Annotated in this window: 15 protein-coding genes; 2 read left to right on the forward strand and 13 right to left on the reverse strand. The window is 50.8% G+C overall.

Translation table 11 applies throughout. The features are described 5' to 3' along the window. Positions 1-136: 136 nt before the first annotated feature. Complete coding sequence (locus C6Y32_RS01705; protein WP_105203428.1) at positions 137-964, reverse strand: ABC transporter permease; 828 nt, start codon at positions 962-964, stop codon at positions 137-139. Then, the gene (locus tag C6Y32_RS01710) at positions 957-1,724 is read right to left on the reverse strand and encodes an ABC transporter ATP-binding protein (RefSeq protein WP_105203429.1); all 768 of its coding nucleotides are present in this window, start codon (positions 1,722-1,724) and stop codon (positions 957-959) included. The genes C6Y32_RS01705 and C6Y32_RS01710 overlap by 8 nt, the downstream gene beginning before the upstream one ends. 213 nt (positions 1,725-1,937) lie before the next feature. On the opposite strand from C6Y32_RS01710, the gene C6Y32_RS01715 reads away from it, so the two are divergent. Continuing rightward, on the forward strand, positions 1,938-2,399 hold the full coding sequence (locus C6Y32_RS01715; protein WP_105203430.1) for an S-ribosylhomocysteine lyase: 462 nt from the start codon (positions 1,938-1,940) through the stop codon (positions 2,397-2,399). A gap of 67 nt (positions 2,400-2,466) precedes the next feature. Here the strand turns inward: C6Y32_RS01715 and C6Y32_RS01720 are convergent, their stop codons facing one another. The 8 genes from C6Y32_RS01720 to C6Y32_RS01750 all read right to left on the reverse strand — a co-directional run bounded on the left by C6Y32_RS01720 (position 2,467) and on the right by C6Y32_RS01750 (position 10,860). Continuing rightward, on the reverse strand, positions 2,467-3,915 hold the full coding sequence (locus C6Y32_RS01720; RefSeq protein ID WP_407937393.1) for a KUP/HAK/KT family potassium transporter: 1,449 nt from the start codon (positions 3,913-3,915) through the stop codon (positions 2,467-2,469). Then, positions 3,899-4,528, reverse strand: coding sequence for a KUP/HAK/KT family potassium transporter (locus C6Y32_RS15885; RefSeq protein WP_407937394.1), 630 nt, complete (start codon positions 4,526-4,528; stop codon positions 3,899-3,901). Before C6Y32_RS15885 ends, C6Y32_RS01720 begins: the two co-directional genes overlap by 17 nt. 306 nt (positions 4,529-4,834) lie before the next feature. Beyond that, a complete protein-coding gene (locus C6Y32_RS01725) occupies positions 4,835-5,089 on the reverse strand; it encodes a hypothetical protein (protein ID WP_129589363.1) in 255 nt (84 codons plus the stop codon). A 53-nt stretch (positions 5,090-5,142) separates the two neighbouring features. Further along, positions 5,143-5,658 (reverse strand): hypothetical protein, encoded by a 516-nt coding sequence (locus tag C6Y32_RS15055; RefSeq protein ID WP_129589364.1) that lies wholly within the window; start codon positions 5,656-5,658, stop codon positions 5,143-5,145. Positions 5,659-5,670: 12 nt separating this feature from the next. Continuing rightward, a complete protein-coding gene (locus C6Y32_RS01735) occupies positions 5,671-6,903 on the reverse strand; it encodes an ABC transporter permease (RefSeq protein ID WP_105203433.1) in 1,233 nt (410 codons plus the stop codon). Positions 6,904-6,919: 16 nt separating this feature from the next. Beyond that, complete coding sequence (locus tag C6Y32_RS01740) at positions 6,920-7,585, reverse strand: ABC transporter ATP-binding protein (protein WP_105203434.1); 666 nt, start codon at positions 7,583-7,585, stop codon at positions 6,920-6,922. Positions 7,586-7,588: 3 nt separating this feature from the next. Further along, the gene (locus C6Y32_RS01745; protein ID WP_164998080.1) at positions 7,589-10,201 is read right to left on the reverse strand and encodes an ATP-binding protein; all 2,613 of its coding nucleotides are present in this window, start codon (positions 10,199-10,201) and stop codon (positions 7,589-7,591) included. Further along, entirely contained in the window at positions 10,183-10,860 is a 678-nt protein-coding gene (locus tag C6Y32_RS01750; protein WP_105203436.1) for a response regulator transcription factor, read from the reverse strand. Before C6Y32_RS01750 ends, C6Y32_RS01745 begins: the two co-directional genes overlap by 19 nt. Positions 10,861-11,816: 956 nt before the next feature. On the opposite strand from C6Y32_RS01750, the gene C6Y32_RS15225 reads away from it, so the two are divergent. Next, entirely contained in the window at positions 11,817-11,954 is a 138-nt protein-coding gene (locus C6Y32_RS15225) for a hypothetical protein (protein ID WP_164998081.1), read from the forward strand. Positions 11,955-12,312: 358 nt separating this feature from the next. Here the strand turns inward: C6Y32_RS15225 and C6Y32_RS15060 are convergent, their stop codons facing one another. From C6Y32_RS15060 to C6Y32_RS01760, 3 genes are all read right to left on the reverse strand, one after another. Next, positions 12,313-13,413, reverse strand: a complete 1,101-nt coding sequence (locus tag C6Y32_RS15060) for a hypothetical protein (protein ID WP_129589365.1) — start codon at positions 13,411-13,413, stop codon at positions 12,313-12,315. 99 nt (positions 13,414-13,512) lie between these two features. Continuing rightward, positions 13,513-15,642: a glycoside hydrolase domain-containing protein gene (locus tag C6Y32_RS01755; protein WP_105203437.1), complete on the reverse strand. Its 2,130-nt coding sequence runs from the start codon at positions 15,640-15,642 to the stop codon at positions 13,513-13,515. A gap of 273 nt (positions 15,643-15,915) precedes the next feature. Next, positions 15,916-16,446, reverse strand: a complete 531-nt coding sequence (locus C6Y32_RS01760) for a sigma-70 family RNA polymerase sigma factor (RefSeq protein WP_105203438.1) — start codon at positions 16,444-16,446, stop codon at positions 15,916-15,918. Positions 16,447-17,167 lie beyond the last annotated feature (721 nt).

Below are 17,167 nucleotides of genomic sequence, written 5' to 3' on the forward strand. Positions count from 1 at the left end.
ACTCCTTTATGTAGTTTGGGCCGCAGTGGTGGTGCGGCCTGCAGATATACCGGTTTATGCGCCGGCGGCAAAAAGTGTTCCAAAATCGGTGGGGCGCCGGCCAAAATCTGGCCGGCGCCCCGCAAAAGTTCTATTTTCAGTGCCCGCGCAGACGGTGGCCCAGGTGCCGGGTCACCAGCAGCTCAATGATCACGACCACCTCGTAGAGCAGGGCGGCCAGCACCGCCAAAATGATCACGCTGGCCATCACCAGGTCCATCTGGAACACCTGCCCGCCGTATACGATCAGGTAGCCCAGCCCGGCTTTTGACACCAAAAACTCACCGGCGATCACGCCCACCAGCGACAGGCCGATATTCACCTTGAGGGAGTTAAACAGCGTGTGCAGGTTGGCCGGGAACACGATCTTTGAAAACAGCTGCATGCGGCTGGCGCCAAAGGTGCGGGCCATCTTCATGGTCTCGGGGTCGGTGGCTAAAAAGCCGTTTAGCATCTCCATCACCGTCACGATCAGCGAGATGGCCAGCGCCATCACGATGATGGCCTGCATGCCGGCCCCCACCCAAATAATGATCACCGGCCCCAGCGCGATCTTGGGCAGCGAGTTGAGCACCACCAGGTACGGCTCCGACACCTTCGATAGAAAAGGAGACCACCAAAGCAAAATGGCAATACCTACCCCCAACATCACCCCGGCCAAAAACCCGATCAAGGTCTCCAGACAGGTGACGCCGATATGTAGGGCCAAACCGTTTTGGGCGGCGTTTAAAAATGTTTTGGCGATACGCGACGGCTGGCTCATCACAAAGCTGTCGATGATGCCGACCTGTGCCAGTATCTCCCACAGCGACAAGATCGCCAGCAGAATGGTGATCTGCGTAAAGCGAATGCGGTTTTTGCGGCGGCGCACCTTTTGCAGGTACAGCGCCCGCTCTTTAGAAACGACGGCAGTTGCCTCAGTCATTTTGGTCCAGCTCCTTCCAGATCAGGTTGAAGTAGTGGCTGAATTTGGGATTGTTGCGGCGCTGCAGCGGGGCCATACCGGCGGGTTCGAACTCGATGATATGGGTGTTTTTCACCGTGGCCGGCCGGGCCGACAACACCACGATGCGGTCAGACATGCTGATGGCCTCGGGAATGTCGTGGGTCACCATCAACGTGGTCTTGTGTTCCCGCTTTAAGATCTGGTAGATGTCGTCGGTCACCGTCAGCCGGGTCTGGTAGTCCAGCGCCGAAAACGCCTCGTCCAGCAGCAAGATCTGGGGGCGCACCGCCAATGTCCGTATCAGCGCCGCCCGCTGCCGCATGCCGCCCGAGAGCTGTGAGGGGTACTTGTCGCGAAACTCGTACAGCTCATAGGTCTTCAGCAGCTGCTCGGCGTGCTCGGTGTTCTCCGGGGTCAATAGCCCGCGTATCTCCAGCCCCAGCAACACGTTGCGCCAAATGGTCCGCCACTCCAGCAAGTTGTCTTTTTGCAGCATGTAGCCGATCTGGCTCGAGATACCGCTGACAGGTTGTCCCGCCAGATAGACATGGCCGTAGGTGGGCCTATCCAGCCCCGCCACGATAGACAGCAGGGTGGATTTGCCGCAGCCCGACGGCCCCACGATGCTGATGAACTCCCCCTCGTCTACCGAAAAGGTGATATTTTGAATGGCGGTGACTTCGCCGTTTTGCGCCTGGTACTTCTGCGATACATGGTCTACTTTTAAAATACTGTCCACTGTTAAAACCTCCTAGGCAATTATCAGATCGCCGGGGCGGGCCAAAAAGGGGAGAGAGCCCGGCATCCTGTGCACCGGGCGCTCTTGTGTGGGCAGTCGGTGGCCCACCCGCCGATACTAGTAGTGTATGAGCAGCGGCCGCGATGGGTGCATTGTGCCGCACGCCCCGCTGTGGTATAGTAAAAGGCAAAAAGTACGAGAGGATGAGACCCCATGCAAAAGATCCAGAGCTTCCAGGTAAATCACGACCGCCTCACCGAAGGGATGTATGTGTCCCGGGTCGACGGCGATGTCGTCACCTACGATATCCGCATGTGCCGCCCCAATGGCGGCGCGTACTTGGAAAATGCCGGCCTGCACACCCTCGAGCACCTGTTTGCCACCTATGCGCGCAGCAGCGCCTGGTCTGATAAGATCATCTACGTGGGCCCCATGGGCTGCCGCACCGGTTTTTACCTGCTGGCCCGCGACACCGTCAGCAGGGCAGAGGCCATCGCGCTCACACGGGCCGCCTTTGCCTTTATCGCCGGCTATCAGGGCCCCATCCCCGGGGCCAGCCGCATCGAGTGCGGCAATTACCTGGAGCACGACCTCGAGCAGTGCCGGCAGTATGCCCAGAAGATGTGCCGCGTCCTGCAAAACTGGACCGAGGAACAGATGGTCTATCTGCCCTAGAGCCCCGCAAGCTCTATCTGCACCGGCAAAAAAGAGGAGGAGCAAAAGTGCTCCTCCTCTTTTATTGCTATGCGCGCATGCTCGCCGGTGTGCCGGTATCCTGTTTGGCGGCGCCCGGCCGGGCGCGGGTCAGGCGGGTCTGGTCACGCCGGCTCACAAACAGCGGCAGGTACTCGATAAAGGTGGCCGCATTTTCCAGCCCGTACCAGCGGATAGGGGTGCCCGCTGCCCGCCGTATAGCGTATTTGCAGGCCATCACCGCCTGGCTGACAGCCGGCAGCGCACAGCCCGCCGGCAGCTGTTTGCGCAGAATACAAAAGCGAAAATCCCCCACCTGCCGACGCCCGTACACCGAGTACCGGTGTCCCTGCGGCGGCAGTTCACCGCTCTCTATCAGGTCGGTGACGATCTGCCGCAGGTAGGTATTTACCTGCTGATGCACCTTAAAACCCAGCTGCAGCTGCACCCGAAACAGGTAGTCGGTGCCCAAGCTCTGCACAGTGTACTGCCGGGTGTAGGGCTCATCGGTCACCGCTATGCTCACCAGCCAGTAGGCGGCCGCCCGCTTGGGGCGCCGGTCAAAGATCGAGTAGAGGATATCCCGGTCCACCCCGTCACCGGGCCGGCTACGGGTGATGTACACCAGGTTATCACAAAACAGCGGCAGCGACGTATCGCCGCGCAGGTCTCGCAGGGTCTCCAGGTAGTCTGTCAGCGGGTACTGTACTGCCTGGCTGCGCTCGATCTGGGTCCCTTTATACCACACCGCCATCACCCATAGGATCACCGCCGCCAGCCCCAGCGCCACATAGCCTCCGTGGCTGAATTTTTGCAGGCTCGAGAGGAAAAACGCCCCCTCTATGCAGCCAAAACACAGCGTGAATACCGCGCTGCCCAGCCTGTGTCGCCGCCGGCAGCGCAGGTATACGCCCAGCAGCCAGGTGGTCATCAGCATCGTCAGGGTGATGGCCAAGCCGTAAGCGGCCTCCATCCTGGCCGAGGAGCGAAAGTACAGCACGGTACCCACGCACCCCAGCCACAGCAGCAGGTTCACGGTGCGGATATACATCTGCCCCTTGGTCTGCGCCGGGTAAGAGATCTTCAGGTGGGGCATCAGGTCCAGGTTGATGGCCTCCGACACCAGCGTGAACGAGCCGGTAATCAGCGCCTGCGAGGCAATGATCGCCGCCAGCGTCCCCAGCACCACCGCCACCGGCCGCAGCGCCGCCGGCAGCATCTCAAAAAACGGGTTGATATCCGCCATCTGCCACAGCTGCCGGTCGCCTTTGTGGACCATCAGCCAGCTGCCTTGTCCCAGGTAGCACAAGAGCAGGCACAGCTTTACCAGCGGCCAGCTGGCATAGATGTTGGGCCGCCCCACGTGCCCCATATCCGAGTACAGCGCCTCGGCGCCGGTGGTGGCCAAAAATACGCTGCCCAGTATCAGCAACCCGGCCCGGTTGTGGGGCGAAAACAGCAGCCCCAGGCCCCGCAGCGGGTTAAAAGCCCGCAGCACCGACCAGTCGCCGCCGATACAGTATAACCCCCACCGCCGCCAAAAACAAAAACCAGACCCCCATCACCGGGCCGAAGGCCTTACCTATGCGGCTGGTGCCCGCCCGCTGCACCAAAAACAGCAGGGTGATGACAGCCAGCACGATGAGCAGGATCGCGTGTTCGCCGCCCAAAAAGCGCCGTGCGGCACCCACGGTGCGCAGCCCCTCTATGGCAGTGGTCACCGTCACCGCGGGGGTCAGCATCCCGTCGGCCAGCAGCGCCGCCCCGCCCACCATGGCCGGTATCACCAAATAGCCGCCGTAGCGGCGCACCAGACTGTACAGGGCAAAAATGCCGCCCTCACCGCGGTTGTCCGCCCGCATGGCGATCAGCACGTACTTCACTGTGGTCAGCAGCGTCAGCGTCCATATGACCAGCGACAGAGCCCCCAGTATCAGCTCGTCGCTGACTGCCGCCATACCGCCATTTTGGGCAATGACCGCCTTGAGCACATACATGGGCGAGGTGCCGATATCACCGTACACCACCCCCAGGGCAATGAGCGCTCCTCCGGCCGAGAGAGCGGTGCGCTTGGGCCGTGTCACCAATGGGGCCGAAGCTCCTGTCATCATGTCCTCAACTCCTGTCACCGGCACCGGTCCGCCGCTGGCGCCCGGCCGGTCGTGTTTCTTTACGCGCCCTTAACGAGCGGCCTCTCTCGTTATAATGCTTTCCCATAAAAAAGGCAAAAGCCGGTGTGCGCCGCAAACGGCGGCTCAGGCGCCGTCAAGCCGCGATTTTGTCATTTCGCCGCTCCGGCTTTTGGCTTTTTGCCGTTTTGCGCCCGGCAGCGGGGCAGGGAGGAGCCGGCTCAGCGCCTCACACTAAAAAACACCGGTACAGTACACGCTGTGCCGGTGTCACCTCTATGTCTGCGCTCACTGCGCTGTCTGTGGCCCCTGGGCGGCAAGATCACGCCAAAGTTTCAGGTGTTGGGGGATAGAATACGGCGTCTCCAACTGCGCCGGTACCTCCTGAGCCGCCCCGGCCCCATCGGCCGGCGGGTCGCTCACCGTGGCCGCCATCATCTTGGCCGGTACGATATAGGCAATCTCCTCGTCGTATATAAAAAAGTCCCGGGTACGGGCGCTGCCGCAAAAGCCGCCGGCCACCGGGTGGATAGCCGGCATCAATCAGGAAAGGCAGGTGGATCTCCACCTGCCTTTCCTTTTTTTCCTGTTCTCGGCTATCCGCCAAAGCCCAGCGAGTGAAATGCCTTTACCGCCTGTTCGTCTATGTTATGATTTAAAAACGCCATGACATACGGACCATTTATTGCACCGATCTTTGCATCTTTTCCCTTTACTAAAACTTTGTTTGCTGCGTAAGCATCTGTAAATTCCTTTTTGTCGGTAAACTCATAATCCAAGAACACGACATTTCCATATGCAACACCTTTTACAGCGCCGATGTCTTTGACATCTAATGGCTCTGGTGTACCATCGATACAGCCGGCCTGTTTGACCCGTGTGATCAGATCATCCATACTGTAATAGGCATCTACCTGTTGGTTTTCTCCCGGTTGTCTACTGCCGTTGCCTTGTCCGGGTGAAACGCTGTTTTTAGTGCTATTCGAAGAACTGTTCTGCGCACTTCCACTGTTTCCTAGGCCTTGCGAATCACCTCCTCCATTGCGGCTGGTACAGGCGGTGGTGGTAAAAAGAACAGCAAGAGCTACGAGAAGCATGGCTAATTTTTTCATGAGAGTCCTCCCTTAATTTCGTTCAGATAAGATTTTGTTGGGTTCAAATCGCGTGATATACAAAATGCCGGCTGTACTGGACAAACCTGCCAATAACAGTGCTACCATGCTGATTTGTCCAATGATCGGAGCGGTCATGTGGATATTGACTTGAGCTGCCTGCTGTATTAGTGTATTGGCCACCGGCTGTGCCGCCACCGCTCCAGCCAATAGTCCAAAGAGCAGGCATACAGCTGTAACTGCCAGTGTTTCCGTAAGCATCCCCAGCAGGACTTTCGGCTTTTTCATCCCCATCGCCCGCAGTACCCCAACCTCATATTTTCGTTCCCGCATCGACATTACGGATATGAGGACCAGAACGAACGTGCCCAGCAAAAGGACCACAAGCAGAAAGATGTTGCTGATTTTGGAGAGCTTTTCAATTGGAGCGACCACTTGCCGGTACTCTTCTTTGTTGGCACTGACCGTGTAGGCAGCAGGCAGCCCCTTCTCCAAAAGCTCGTTTTGAAACGCGTCTAGCTGGTCGGAACTCTTGAGAAAGTAGACCGCATTAAACTGCCGGCCTATACTGTCGACCATAAAATCGATGGCAGCGGCCGTTTCTATCGTAGTAATGATCTCGTTGTTTCGATTGTATAGTGGCATCCCGGGTTGTCCTCCGGTACCGTTTACCGAGTTGTCCGAGTAGATACCTGAGACAGTGAATTCAGCAGTTCCTGTTCTCCCGGTATCGGCCGGCAAAAGTTTTATCTGCGAACCGATGCTCAAAGAGTTGAGGGCAGCGAATTCTTCGCTGATCAGACATTCTCCTTTTTTCTCCGGTGCCTTTCCCCGGGTGATACTGCGAAGTCCCTTGCGAAAGTCGTCTCCCAGATCAGTGCGGGAAGTGGCGGCGAGAATGGTGTTGGCCTGCCCATCGGGCGCTTCCTCGTCCAGTGCGCGCAGACTATCTAAGCGCCCGTAGGCTGTCATGCTATACTCCGTTTTGCAAAGCAGGTCAGACGCCCCATATTTCAGGTAAGCTGCGACTTCCAGTCCACCCGTGCTGGCGGTTTCATCTTTCAGCTCGATCGTGGCTTGGTTGCCAAACTGGGTGCGGGTATTGCGGATCATCGATGCTGTGGCGCCGCTGATAAAAAATGAGACCGCTGCCGCAAAAATGATGAGAAAGGTGACCAGCGCCAAAATAATGTTCCGGCCTTTGTTGCGAAAAATATTGCGGATAGCATTTTCAAAAAGATACATACAGGGACTCCTATTCTTACTTCAGAAACACGAGGTTCCCAGCATTGAGTCCCCACAGCTCATCAGCGTATTTAGATACCGCCTTTGAGTGGGTGACGACGATGACGCATTTCCCCTGATCATGGGCCAGAGAACGCAGTATCTCCATGATGTTCTTTTCAGTATCACCGTCCAGGTTGCCGGTGGGCTCGTCGGCAATGATGATGGCCGGCTCATGGGCGATAGCACGGGCGATCCCCACGCGCTGCTGTTCTCCGCCAGAGAGCTTGAGAACTTTGCGCACCGCAGTATCTCGGTCGATACCGACCTTCTCCAACAGCTTCAGGGCATATTCTCTCTTGTCTTTTTCTCGGCTCCCACTTATGTTCATCGAGAGCACGATGTTTTCCAGTGCCGTCGCATTAGTCAGCAAATTGTATCCCTGAAAGATGACGCCGATACCTTTGGCGCGATACGCATCTCGGTCAAGTACCTTCATATCCTGACCCTCATAATACATGCTCCCCTCTGTACAGAGGTCCAACCCGGATAATAGCGCCAGCAAGGTGCTTTTGCCAGCTCCAGATCTGCCTACAACGACATAGAGTTTCCCCGGTTCAAACGCCATATTGATTTTTTTCAGCACCTTCTTTTTACTTCCTGCATACTGGTAAGAGACTTGCTCCATCTGTAATATACTCATCTTTTAATTCCTTTCCGACAGTATCTTGACCGGTTCATACCGCGTGATGAAGATTACACCTGCCGCACTGGATACCAGTGCCAGAAGCAGAGAGATCATGGCGATCTGACCGATTGCCGCCCCGCTTAGCCGCGTATCCAGCTCAGTGACGGTGCTTTGGCCGGACTGGATACCGCTGCTGACCTCGTCGCTGTGCGAAGTGGGATCAGATTGAGATACCTGTACTTGATTTTGCAGTAAAGAATCGGTGATGGGCTGCGAAGCGGCAGCGCCTGCTCCAAGACCGATCACCAGACAGGCCGCAGTGATGATCACCATCTCTGTGACCATCCCCAGGGCGATCTTGGCTTTCTTCATCCCCATAGCTCGCAATACACCAACTTCATATTTCCTTTCACGGATCGCCAATGTCGAGAGAAGGATCAATATTAGAGAGCCGAGCACCAGCACCACCGCCATAAAGGTGGTCGCAATGCGAGAGAGCCCCTCTACCGGCCCCACGGCTTTGTTGTATTTAGCCGCGTCCGCCGACACTGTGTAATAGGTGGGCAATCCTTTTTCATACAGCTCATTCTGAAAGGCATCTGCAAGATCGGGATTCTTTAATATAAAGGAGACCTGGATATCCAACATGCCGTTTGACTTTGCATTTTCATACAGTGGCAAGCTGGTAAAGGTGCTGAGACTGGTCAGTATCTCATTGCCTCGATTGGTGGAGGATGTGACCACGCCACTGCTCCCTGCTGGGACGTTATCCTCATAAATGCCACTGATGGTCAGCGTCTGAGAGACCACCTCTTCACCGGTGTAAGAATAATTGGAAAAGGTTACAGAGGAGCCGACAGTCAGGCCGTTGAGCTCAGCGAACTTTTGACTTACAACACATGTGTTTTTACTATCCGAGAATTTGCCCTCCCTTATTTTTCGCAGGCCATTTTCGAACTCTGCACTGCCCTGTGGATCAGAAGACCCAATCAGCGTGGCGACCGGCCGTGTAAAGAAATTGCCGCCGGTTTGGCCCGGGGTGCTGCCGCTCTCTCCTACGATACCGGCTCCTTCACTCTTCCCCTGGTCAAGAGTATCCAGCCCTTCCATGAGTACAAAAGCAGTTGCTGCGTACGTCTTGCTTTTGAGCAGCGCCGATGCCCCGTATTTCTGATAGTCTTCTAGAGATGGCACCTGCAGACTGCTGAGGGGGATATTTTGCTCCTCGATCTTATGATTGCTGCGGATCAAGGTGACCTCTGACCCGAACTTAGCTTTGTAGGCATTGATGGTGTTGCCGGTTGCCGTATTTATGACAACAGACACTACGGTCGATAAGATCATCAGAAGTATGACGCAGAACAGGAGCACATTCCGCCCCTTATTGCGCCAGATGTTTTTCAGCGCATTGGTGAAGATATACATGTGGTTTTGACCCTCCGTTCCCTTGCGATGTGGACGATTGTCCGATTTACAAGGGGCAGTATAACATGCAGTATGTTTCTCCAGTGCTTCCATCCTCCCGATAGGAGGCGCTTTTTTCTGAGGAAATGACAGATAAAAGGTAGACCCGCTCCCCAATACGCTATCCACCGTTACCGATGCGCCGCACAGGTCGCATACGTGAGCTACAAGGCTCAAGCCGATTCCATACCCATCCCGGTTCAGAGGGTTTACCCGGTAGCAGTAATCAAAAACATTTTTTTGATCTTCTTCCGAGATCCCAGGACCTTGGTCCTCGACCGTTACTACGACGCTGCCATGCAAGCTTTTTACCCCGACCTTGACAGGCTTGCCGCCACCATATTTGACTGCATTGTCCACCAAATTGCTAACGGCACGAGCCACCCAGCGTTCTTTGCCCTCAATGGTGGTCTCATCCCGGTCATCAAAGTCAAATGATATCATGCCGGTCACCTTTTGATAGTCATCGCAAACAGAGGCGCAGACCGCTGTCACGTCCACTGGACCGGTGGGGACACCACTGCTGTCGCTCAGCGTGAGAATGTCGTCGAGTCCGGCAGTCAGGTCATCCAATTCGGTAAGGTAGGTGCTGTTTTCTTCCAACTCCATGCGCGTGCGCATTCTGGCGATCGCGTTCTTCTGCTCATGGGAGAGATAGGCGCTCAGCCGTCTATAATCTTCAAAATGGGTCTCCATCTGCCGGCTCAGAGATGCATATGCTGGCGCCAGATCTACCTCTGTATTCCAAGGGACATCTCCGTCAATAATAGTGTGAAGATGTCCAGCTATCTCCTGGGTGCTTTTTTCTTGCACTCGTTTTAAAATGGACCAGAAGAGCACCGAGGTCACCAACAAAAATAGACAGAAAAAAATGGTCAGAGGGACCAGCGACCATAAAAGTTGTGCGTAATATGCTTTGCTCAATCGTTCTGGCTCGGTGATTTGGTTGGGGCTGATGAGCCCAAATCCATCCTGTTGTATCTGATCTTGCGTAACCTGCTCCAGCGCGTAGTAAGATCTGTCACCGGCTTCAGCGAACGGGTCTGCCTGTTGAAGTTGGCGCTGAAAAAGAAATACACTCCCCAAGAACGCGGCAGACACCAGTAAAGTATAGATGAAAAACACTAGGCCAGTTTTAACACTGCTCTTCAGTTTTCCTGTTCGCATAGCCAGTACCCCTTTCCGCGAATGTTTTGCAGCACCTCTCTGCCGCATGCATCTGCCAGTTTTCGTTTTAAGCGGCTGAAATGCACCCGCAGGATGGACGAGGAGGGGTCAAAAGTCTCATCATAGATGTGTTCTGCCACCTGTTCCGCTGTGGTGACTGCAGGGTGCCTCTGGGCGAGATATTCCAAAATATCGAACTCTTTAGGTGTCAGCTCTACCGGTGTAGCGTTTACCGTCACAGTCCGTGTCGACGGATTGATAGAGAGCTCACCAATCGATATGACCGGACTCGTTCGGCCATGGAACCGGCGAATTACCGCTTGAATCCTCGCTCTCAGTTCCAAGAGCTGGAACGGTTTGGTGATGTAATCATCGGCGCCCAAGTCGAGCCCTAATGCACGCTCCTCTATTTCATCCCGAGCCGTAATGATCAGGACCGGGGTCTGTATGCCAGATTCCCGTAAAAATTGTAAAATCTCTGTGCCGTCTTTATCTGGCAGGTTGAGGTCTAGTAAAATCGCATCATATTCGTTGCTGTAAGCCTTTTCCTCACCGTCCATCCCGACATTCGATATATCTACATAAAACCCATATTTTTCAAGCCCCTTTTTCATGGATAGAGCAAGGAGTTTGTCGTCCTCAATAATTAAAAGTCGCATGATGTGCCACCCTCCTAAAAGTCCATTCTTCCTGATTATATCATTTCAATTGTTACACGAATGTTTCTTCACAATCGCAAGACGTGTAATAAAAAAGGCAGGTGGATATCCACCTGCCTTTGGCTTTGGCACTATAGACCGCCGAAATCTGATAAGCTTTTTCTGTTTCTTTTTCCTTTATCGTGTATAGTCTTACGTCAGGTCTCCACAATCTCAAACTGCAAAAACTCAAAAACCAATAGTTGGGAAACACTCGGCCCCCCGTCCGTTCCTGTTCGCAATTGGATGCATACTCAAAATTGGCATGCCGGTATGTGGCAGCTGTCAGTGGTTTTTACTACCGCTTTCGTTTACTTCGGCTATAAAGTTCTTAATCTGGGCGGCGAACTCTCCAGCCGATGCCCTCACCTCCAGTTCCCCAGTGATATGATCATGCCGCTTGAACGCTCCTGGGATTGGGCGGTTCTCTATCTTGCCCAAGTTGTAGGCAAAAAGTGTTCGAAAGTTGCCCAAGAACTTATCGATGTCCGATATAGACCGAATTTTGCAATTTGCAGTCCAGTGATCCAATATAGAATATAGCCTGGTAGTCGTCCGATCTCGATTCCATAGAATCACTTCCTGAATGATGATTGTACCACATTCCCCAATATATAATTCTAAAAATAATGCTCCTAAAGGAATAAATAGCTATTTAATAGATTTAGGAGTAAAATTGCAGGTCCATATTTAACAGTAGCTGGAGGGGCTGTTATAATGGGACCCAACATAAGAATTTCGCATATACATGCGATTTTCAGATGTTTACTTTATTGTATTTTTGTGGAAAGCGAGACTCCAAACTCTTCTTCTTACAAAAAGACAGGTGATGCCATGAAACTGTCTCAGGATTTCTTAACTTTACATTTGTCATTATTAGATGCGACTGAGCAATCCATATAGGAGGCTAGGTACGCATGGACAGCTTAAACGGCAAGAGGCGAAAACATGTCGACGTTCCGAAAATTGATTCCCCTACATTGGACGATATTTCTTCCATTACTATAGACACACCTGCCAGCGGAGCAACGGATGAAACAATACGTGGAACATAAATAATCCATATTGTTTCATCTGAGGCCATAGAACGACGAATAGTTTCGTACTTCCAGAATCAATTAGCGGATGGCCTTTAGGCTATCCGCTAGTTTACTCTGATTGAGTGAGGTGTAGTCGGTTTGAGATGAAGACTGCACCTCTATAAATTTGTGTGAACTTGTAACCGGGTAATGTCTTCCGCTGGTATCGACACCAATGTTTTTATGATATTTCCCTCTAGATCAACTTGATAGTTATTCTGTAGACTACAGATATAGGTAGAAGTTCTGTTTGTGTAAATGCGGTTGTTGGTGTACTTGTTATCCCGATAAGAAAGATGCTTCTATATACATTTATTAAAAAATGAAATAGGAGTTAATTGGGAAAAACTTCGACATTATTTGGTTCATCAGCCTGGAAGCGGTAGCTAGTAAGCTTTGTGAGATCAAAACAATATACCCATCCATCTGCTGTGTCTATTACTGACAACTCATCATTAGACATAGAAAATGGCAATTCTTGAAATTCGTGAGTTTCTAGGTTCATTCTAATGCAATTGCTTTTTTCACAGGTGATGTACAACCAGTTCTCATCATAACTTTTAATCGTATAGATATCACTATTTGCTGGTCTGCCGAGTTCTATCGGTTTATCTGAATTGTAGGCATTAAAAAAGAAAATGCCGTTTCTGTGAAAGTAAATTCCTTTATCTGTTGCCAACCAGTCGTTTTCTACAGTGGATTTTTGGGGGATTGAAACAGTTATATCACGGTGACCGTCGCCTTCAATGAAACCAACTCCAATATTTAACGGGCTTTCATAATCACTATCTTCACTTTGATATTCGCTCACTACAATGCCTTCATCATAGTTGATGACCCGAGAGCCGTATAAATAGTTTTCATAGAAAGGCCATTCATTTTCATTTTTTACTGCCATAGAGGGTAAAGAAAAAATCTGATCAATACTGCTCATATCTTCTAACATTTGATTTGTATAAAGATTGTCATTAACGGTCTGAAATGAGACTATATAGGGGAGATCTATTTTTTCTAATTGCTGTGTGCTTATGTTGTAATGCCAAAAATGTCTCTGGGTAGTCTCTGCAGTGGGATTAGGGTTATGAATCAAATTAGAAGAATTAAAGAAAAGATGATTGTCATAACCCTGTAAACTCCGAAGAAAGGTCGATTCATCTATACTTACTATTTTTTCAATTGTGCCCTCTGGATCTACTTGGTATATGTTGTTCAGAGAGCAAACATATAAGTAACCGTCTTTTGAATAGACTCTCCTGTTCGTATATTTGGCGTTAGAATACTGGATATCAGACAATTTGGTGAGGATCTTTTGAGATGAGGTGGATGAAGGTGAAGAAGGAGGTGTGACTTTATCTCCTGATCTTGTGTGTCCACAGCTTATTAGAAGAGTAAAAGAAAACAAACATATCAATACTATATGTCCTAATTTGTTCATATTAAAACCTCCTGTTTTTATCATACAACAATTAAGAAACTCTTTCTATACAAAAAAGAAAACAGGACGGTTTTCCGTCCTGTTTTCTTTTTTGTATAATTACCAGATTGCTCTATCTGCCCCTGATGTTGCTGAATACAGATCGACATCTACAAAGAAGTAGGAGTCGGAACTGGTGATGGGCTCCCATCCATTGCCTTCCCCATAGTTAACATAATTGCAAATCAGATACTCTGGATGAGAGTATCCGGTTTCGGATACGTCCGCAGCGATTTTTGCTCCTGCAGGAATAGTCTTAATAAATGTACCAGAAGAGTTCATTGCGGCGACGGGTTTATGAACGGTGTGAGCGATATAACCGGGAAGCCCAGAGATATGATCTTCATCAGGGTTGAGGACCTCTAAATCCGAGCCGTTGAAAATGACCGAATGGAAGTCTACTACGCCAGTTTGTATAAAACTACCCCCCATAATCGTATTGGAAACGATTATAAGCCCTGTAGCTAGTGCTCCATCGCCTTTTTTATAGATTACTTTGCGATAACTAGGAGCCCAGCTGGCACCATCCTTGCTTGCCCGAGCGATGTAGAATTGCCCTTTTTTGATGGAACCAATTTGATTTTTTACGAAAGGATAGTTGGTATCCATATTTGCGTAAACGGGAATTTCATCATTGCCAATGTTGACTTTGATGAGAGATTCCCCACCGGCATAATCGGTATCAGGAATTGGGAAAGCAACAGATGCACCGCTGTCTCTGCCCGAAACGACATCTTTATCGATTTCTACAAAATCGGGTGCCTGGACCGGATAGGAGACTGTATCGATCTGGTCGAAAGCCCAGTTGACAGGGAGGGGATAGCCGAGGTTGCCGCTGAAACCGCTGGACATATCGGAAACAAAGCTCAGTTCGGCATAACCAGCATCACTGACTCTGGAACAAACATTTCGAGGACCGTAGATGCCAATACGATAAGGATAGCAACTCATCTTTTGAAGTCGCTCATATATACCTTGGAAGTACGGGATGACACTGTTAGTCACCTGGTAATCCATGGCATCGAAATCTACGGCAAAGTAGATGACGGTGTTATTGGGAAAGCCGAAAGCACGTGCATTCATTACAGCTTCTTTGCCATCTTCCCAACCTTGATTGTATGAAAAGTAGCTCTCCTCCATACCATTGGTCTGATAGATGGGGAAAACGCTCATGCCTTTGGCTAAAATGCGGGCAAACTCGTCTACCTTGAGCCGTTTCCAGTCACCACCGACAATGTAGCGGCCGCAGATCTTGTAGCCGTAGCTATCCAAAGCAGCCAGATAGGAGTCAGTCAGAGTGTTGGCACAGTCTAAACCGGTAACAGCACGGTCCTGATCGCCATAGCTGACGAGCATCGAGAGCATGGTGGAGATATCTACAGTGCCGGTAGCTGGCAGACCAGAGAAAGACTGGAACTGCGAAACACGAGTAGTCACAGTGCTGTCGTAAACGCCGTCAAAGGTGCCGGTATCATAGGAGGCACCATTGCAGTACAGCGCGTACTGGATGATCTTGACCATGGCGGTGGCGCTGCTCCCGGCGCTCACGCCGTTGGGATAGGCCGATTTCCACATCGAGGTGGTGGTGGGACCGAAAGCACCGTTGGCAGTACCGGCATCCATACCGATATCTTTCTGGATGGCGTAGATGATCGCCTCGTTGAGAGAGCGGGAATAGAGACCGTCGCAGGGGAAGATGATGCCGGCGTAGCTCGAGATAGAAGCATTGAGTGCTCTCTGCATCTCGCAAATACGGTCAGAGCCGCCCGACCATGTATTTGTAAAAGCGTCCATGCTGAGGATCGCTTTCATAAGCATCGGGGTCACGATACCGGTCTGGGGCAGTCCTGCATCGGCCTGGAGTTGTTTGACGGCGTCTTCAGTGCCACCGGCAAAGTTGGCAGTCAGGTCAGCGGCACCAGTGCCATAGCCTTTACACCAAAGACCACCCTGCAGGATAGTGACAACTCGACCGGTGCTGCCCAGTTTCAGGGTGGGGCAGAGAGCCATGGTGGTTTCACCGAAGTTGTCGACAAGATAGGTGATGCCTTCCTCGTGTTGAAGGGCTCGGATCAACCCATAAATAGTGTCCCACCCGGTGGAGCCAGTCTCTTCGACTGATCCGAAAGTAGGAACGCTGCCATAGGTCCTGTTAAGCCACCGCTGTGTCTGTAACACCATTACGTCCATATGATTTCTCCTTTATATTTCGTTTCGCTCTTGATCGAGGTGACGAGCATGTTCACCTCCTCTCTCCTGAAAAAGAACTACATAGATAGAAAGCTGTTTTACGCCAATTTGTAAACCGCCTAAAATATAAAAAGCAGGAGTCATATTGATATATTAGACGCAAACTATGATACGGTGGGATCACCAGTAAGAAGACAGACTGGGTGCCTAATTACCCGCATTCTTCCGCAAGTTATAAGGGTCGGGATGACCAAGATCAGTCCGACCATTTACCTAACAAGCAAGATCCATTTTTTTCAGACGCTGTATTGCACGGGCATGTACCTGATTTACACTTTGCCTGGATGTACCAGTCATTTGTGCGATATCTTGAATGGAGTAACCATACCAATATCTGGCGTATAAGACAGTCTGCTGTTTGGGAGAGAGCTCTTTAATAGACTGTTTTAGCTCTGAATTTGCTGTTGGACATTCTTGGTTTGGCAAATCGACTAGGCTGTCTAGATCGTAGCAGATGGGCTGCTGTTTCCGATAAAGGGAATAGGCCTTGTTCACAATAGCCGTGTGTATGTATTTTGTGGCTTGGGCATTTGGATTTGGCCCGTTAAAATTATCAACTGGCATTTTTAATACCAGTTCAATTAAAAAAAGAGTCAGTTCACTTCGAGTATCTTCACCTTCCAATCTATATGCGTATTTACATATAAGTGGTGTGAAGTCCTTTACAATTTCCAATATAGATGTTTTGTTTCTGCTCTGTGCCTCTAAAATTTTAGTTGTTAAAACGTCCGTGTACTTACCCATCGTTTCACCCCTATACCAATGCAAAAATTGAGTAATATATGAATGGCGTTTCTACAATTTTATGGTAGCAAAATAAAAACGTATTAAACGTAAAATGTTTTATAAAAGTAAAATTTGGTTGCAAAATAAAAACAAATGTAATATAATGAAACTATAAGATATAGAGACATAAGAGGGGGACATTGATGGGACAACAACGAGAAGTAGAGCCAATTCTTAAGAAGTTGGGCCAATTAAGAGATGAGATGCGAGAAGTACATGAATTGCAAGCTAGGCTAGCGGCGCTGAGACGGGGTCATGAAGGTATTGAGCTGACTCATCTGGCATCTTTAGAGACCCATTTGACTACCGAGCTTGATACACGTACCAAAGAGGTAGAGGACATGCTCCGACAAATAGGCAATATATCAGATAGCAGATTGCGGCAGGTACTGCGATACCGCTTTATAGACGGTAGAACATGGCGGGATGTGGCATATAAAATTGGCGAGTACGACGAACAGATACCGAGGAAGATGGTCTCGAGATATATAGCAAGACTGTCCTCTTCTGGTGCTAAGCAATGATTAAGAGGGTATCGCACAGAAGCCTTTTTGTGAAGCTCAGCCCCTAAACGATGATAAGCTATTGAGGAGCGCTAGATTGATATAGTGCTCCTTTTCTCTCTTTATATAATTAAGCCAGCCCTCCACGATTTCGGGGCTTTCCAGTTTGTTTTCCG

It is taken from the genome of Neobittarella massiliensis (ex Bilen et al. 2018), from assembly GCF_900289145.1.
Taxonomy (GTDB): domain Bacteria; phylum Bacillota; class Clostridia; order Oscillospirales; family Ruminococcaceae; genus Neobittarella; species Neobittarella massiliensis.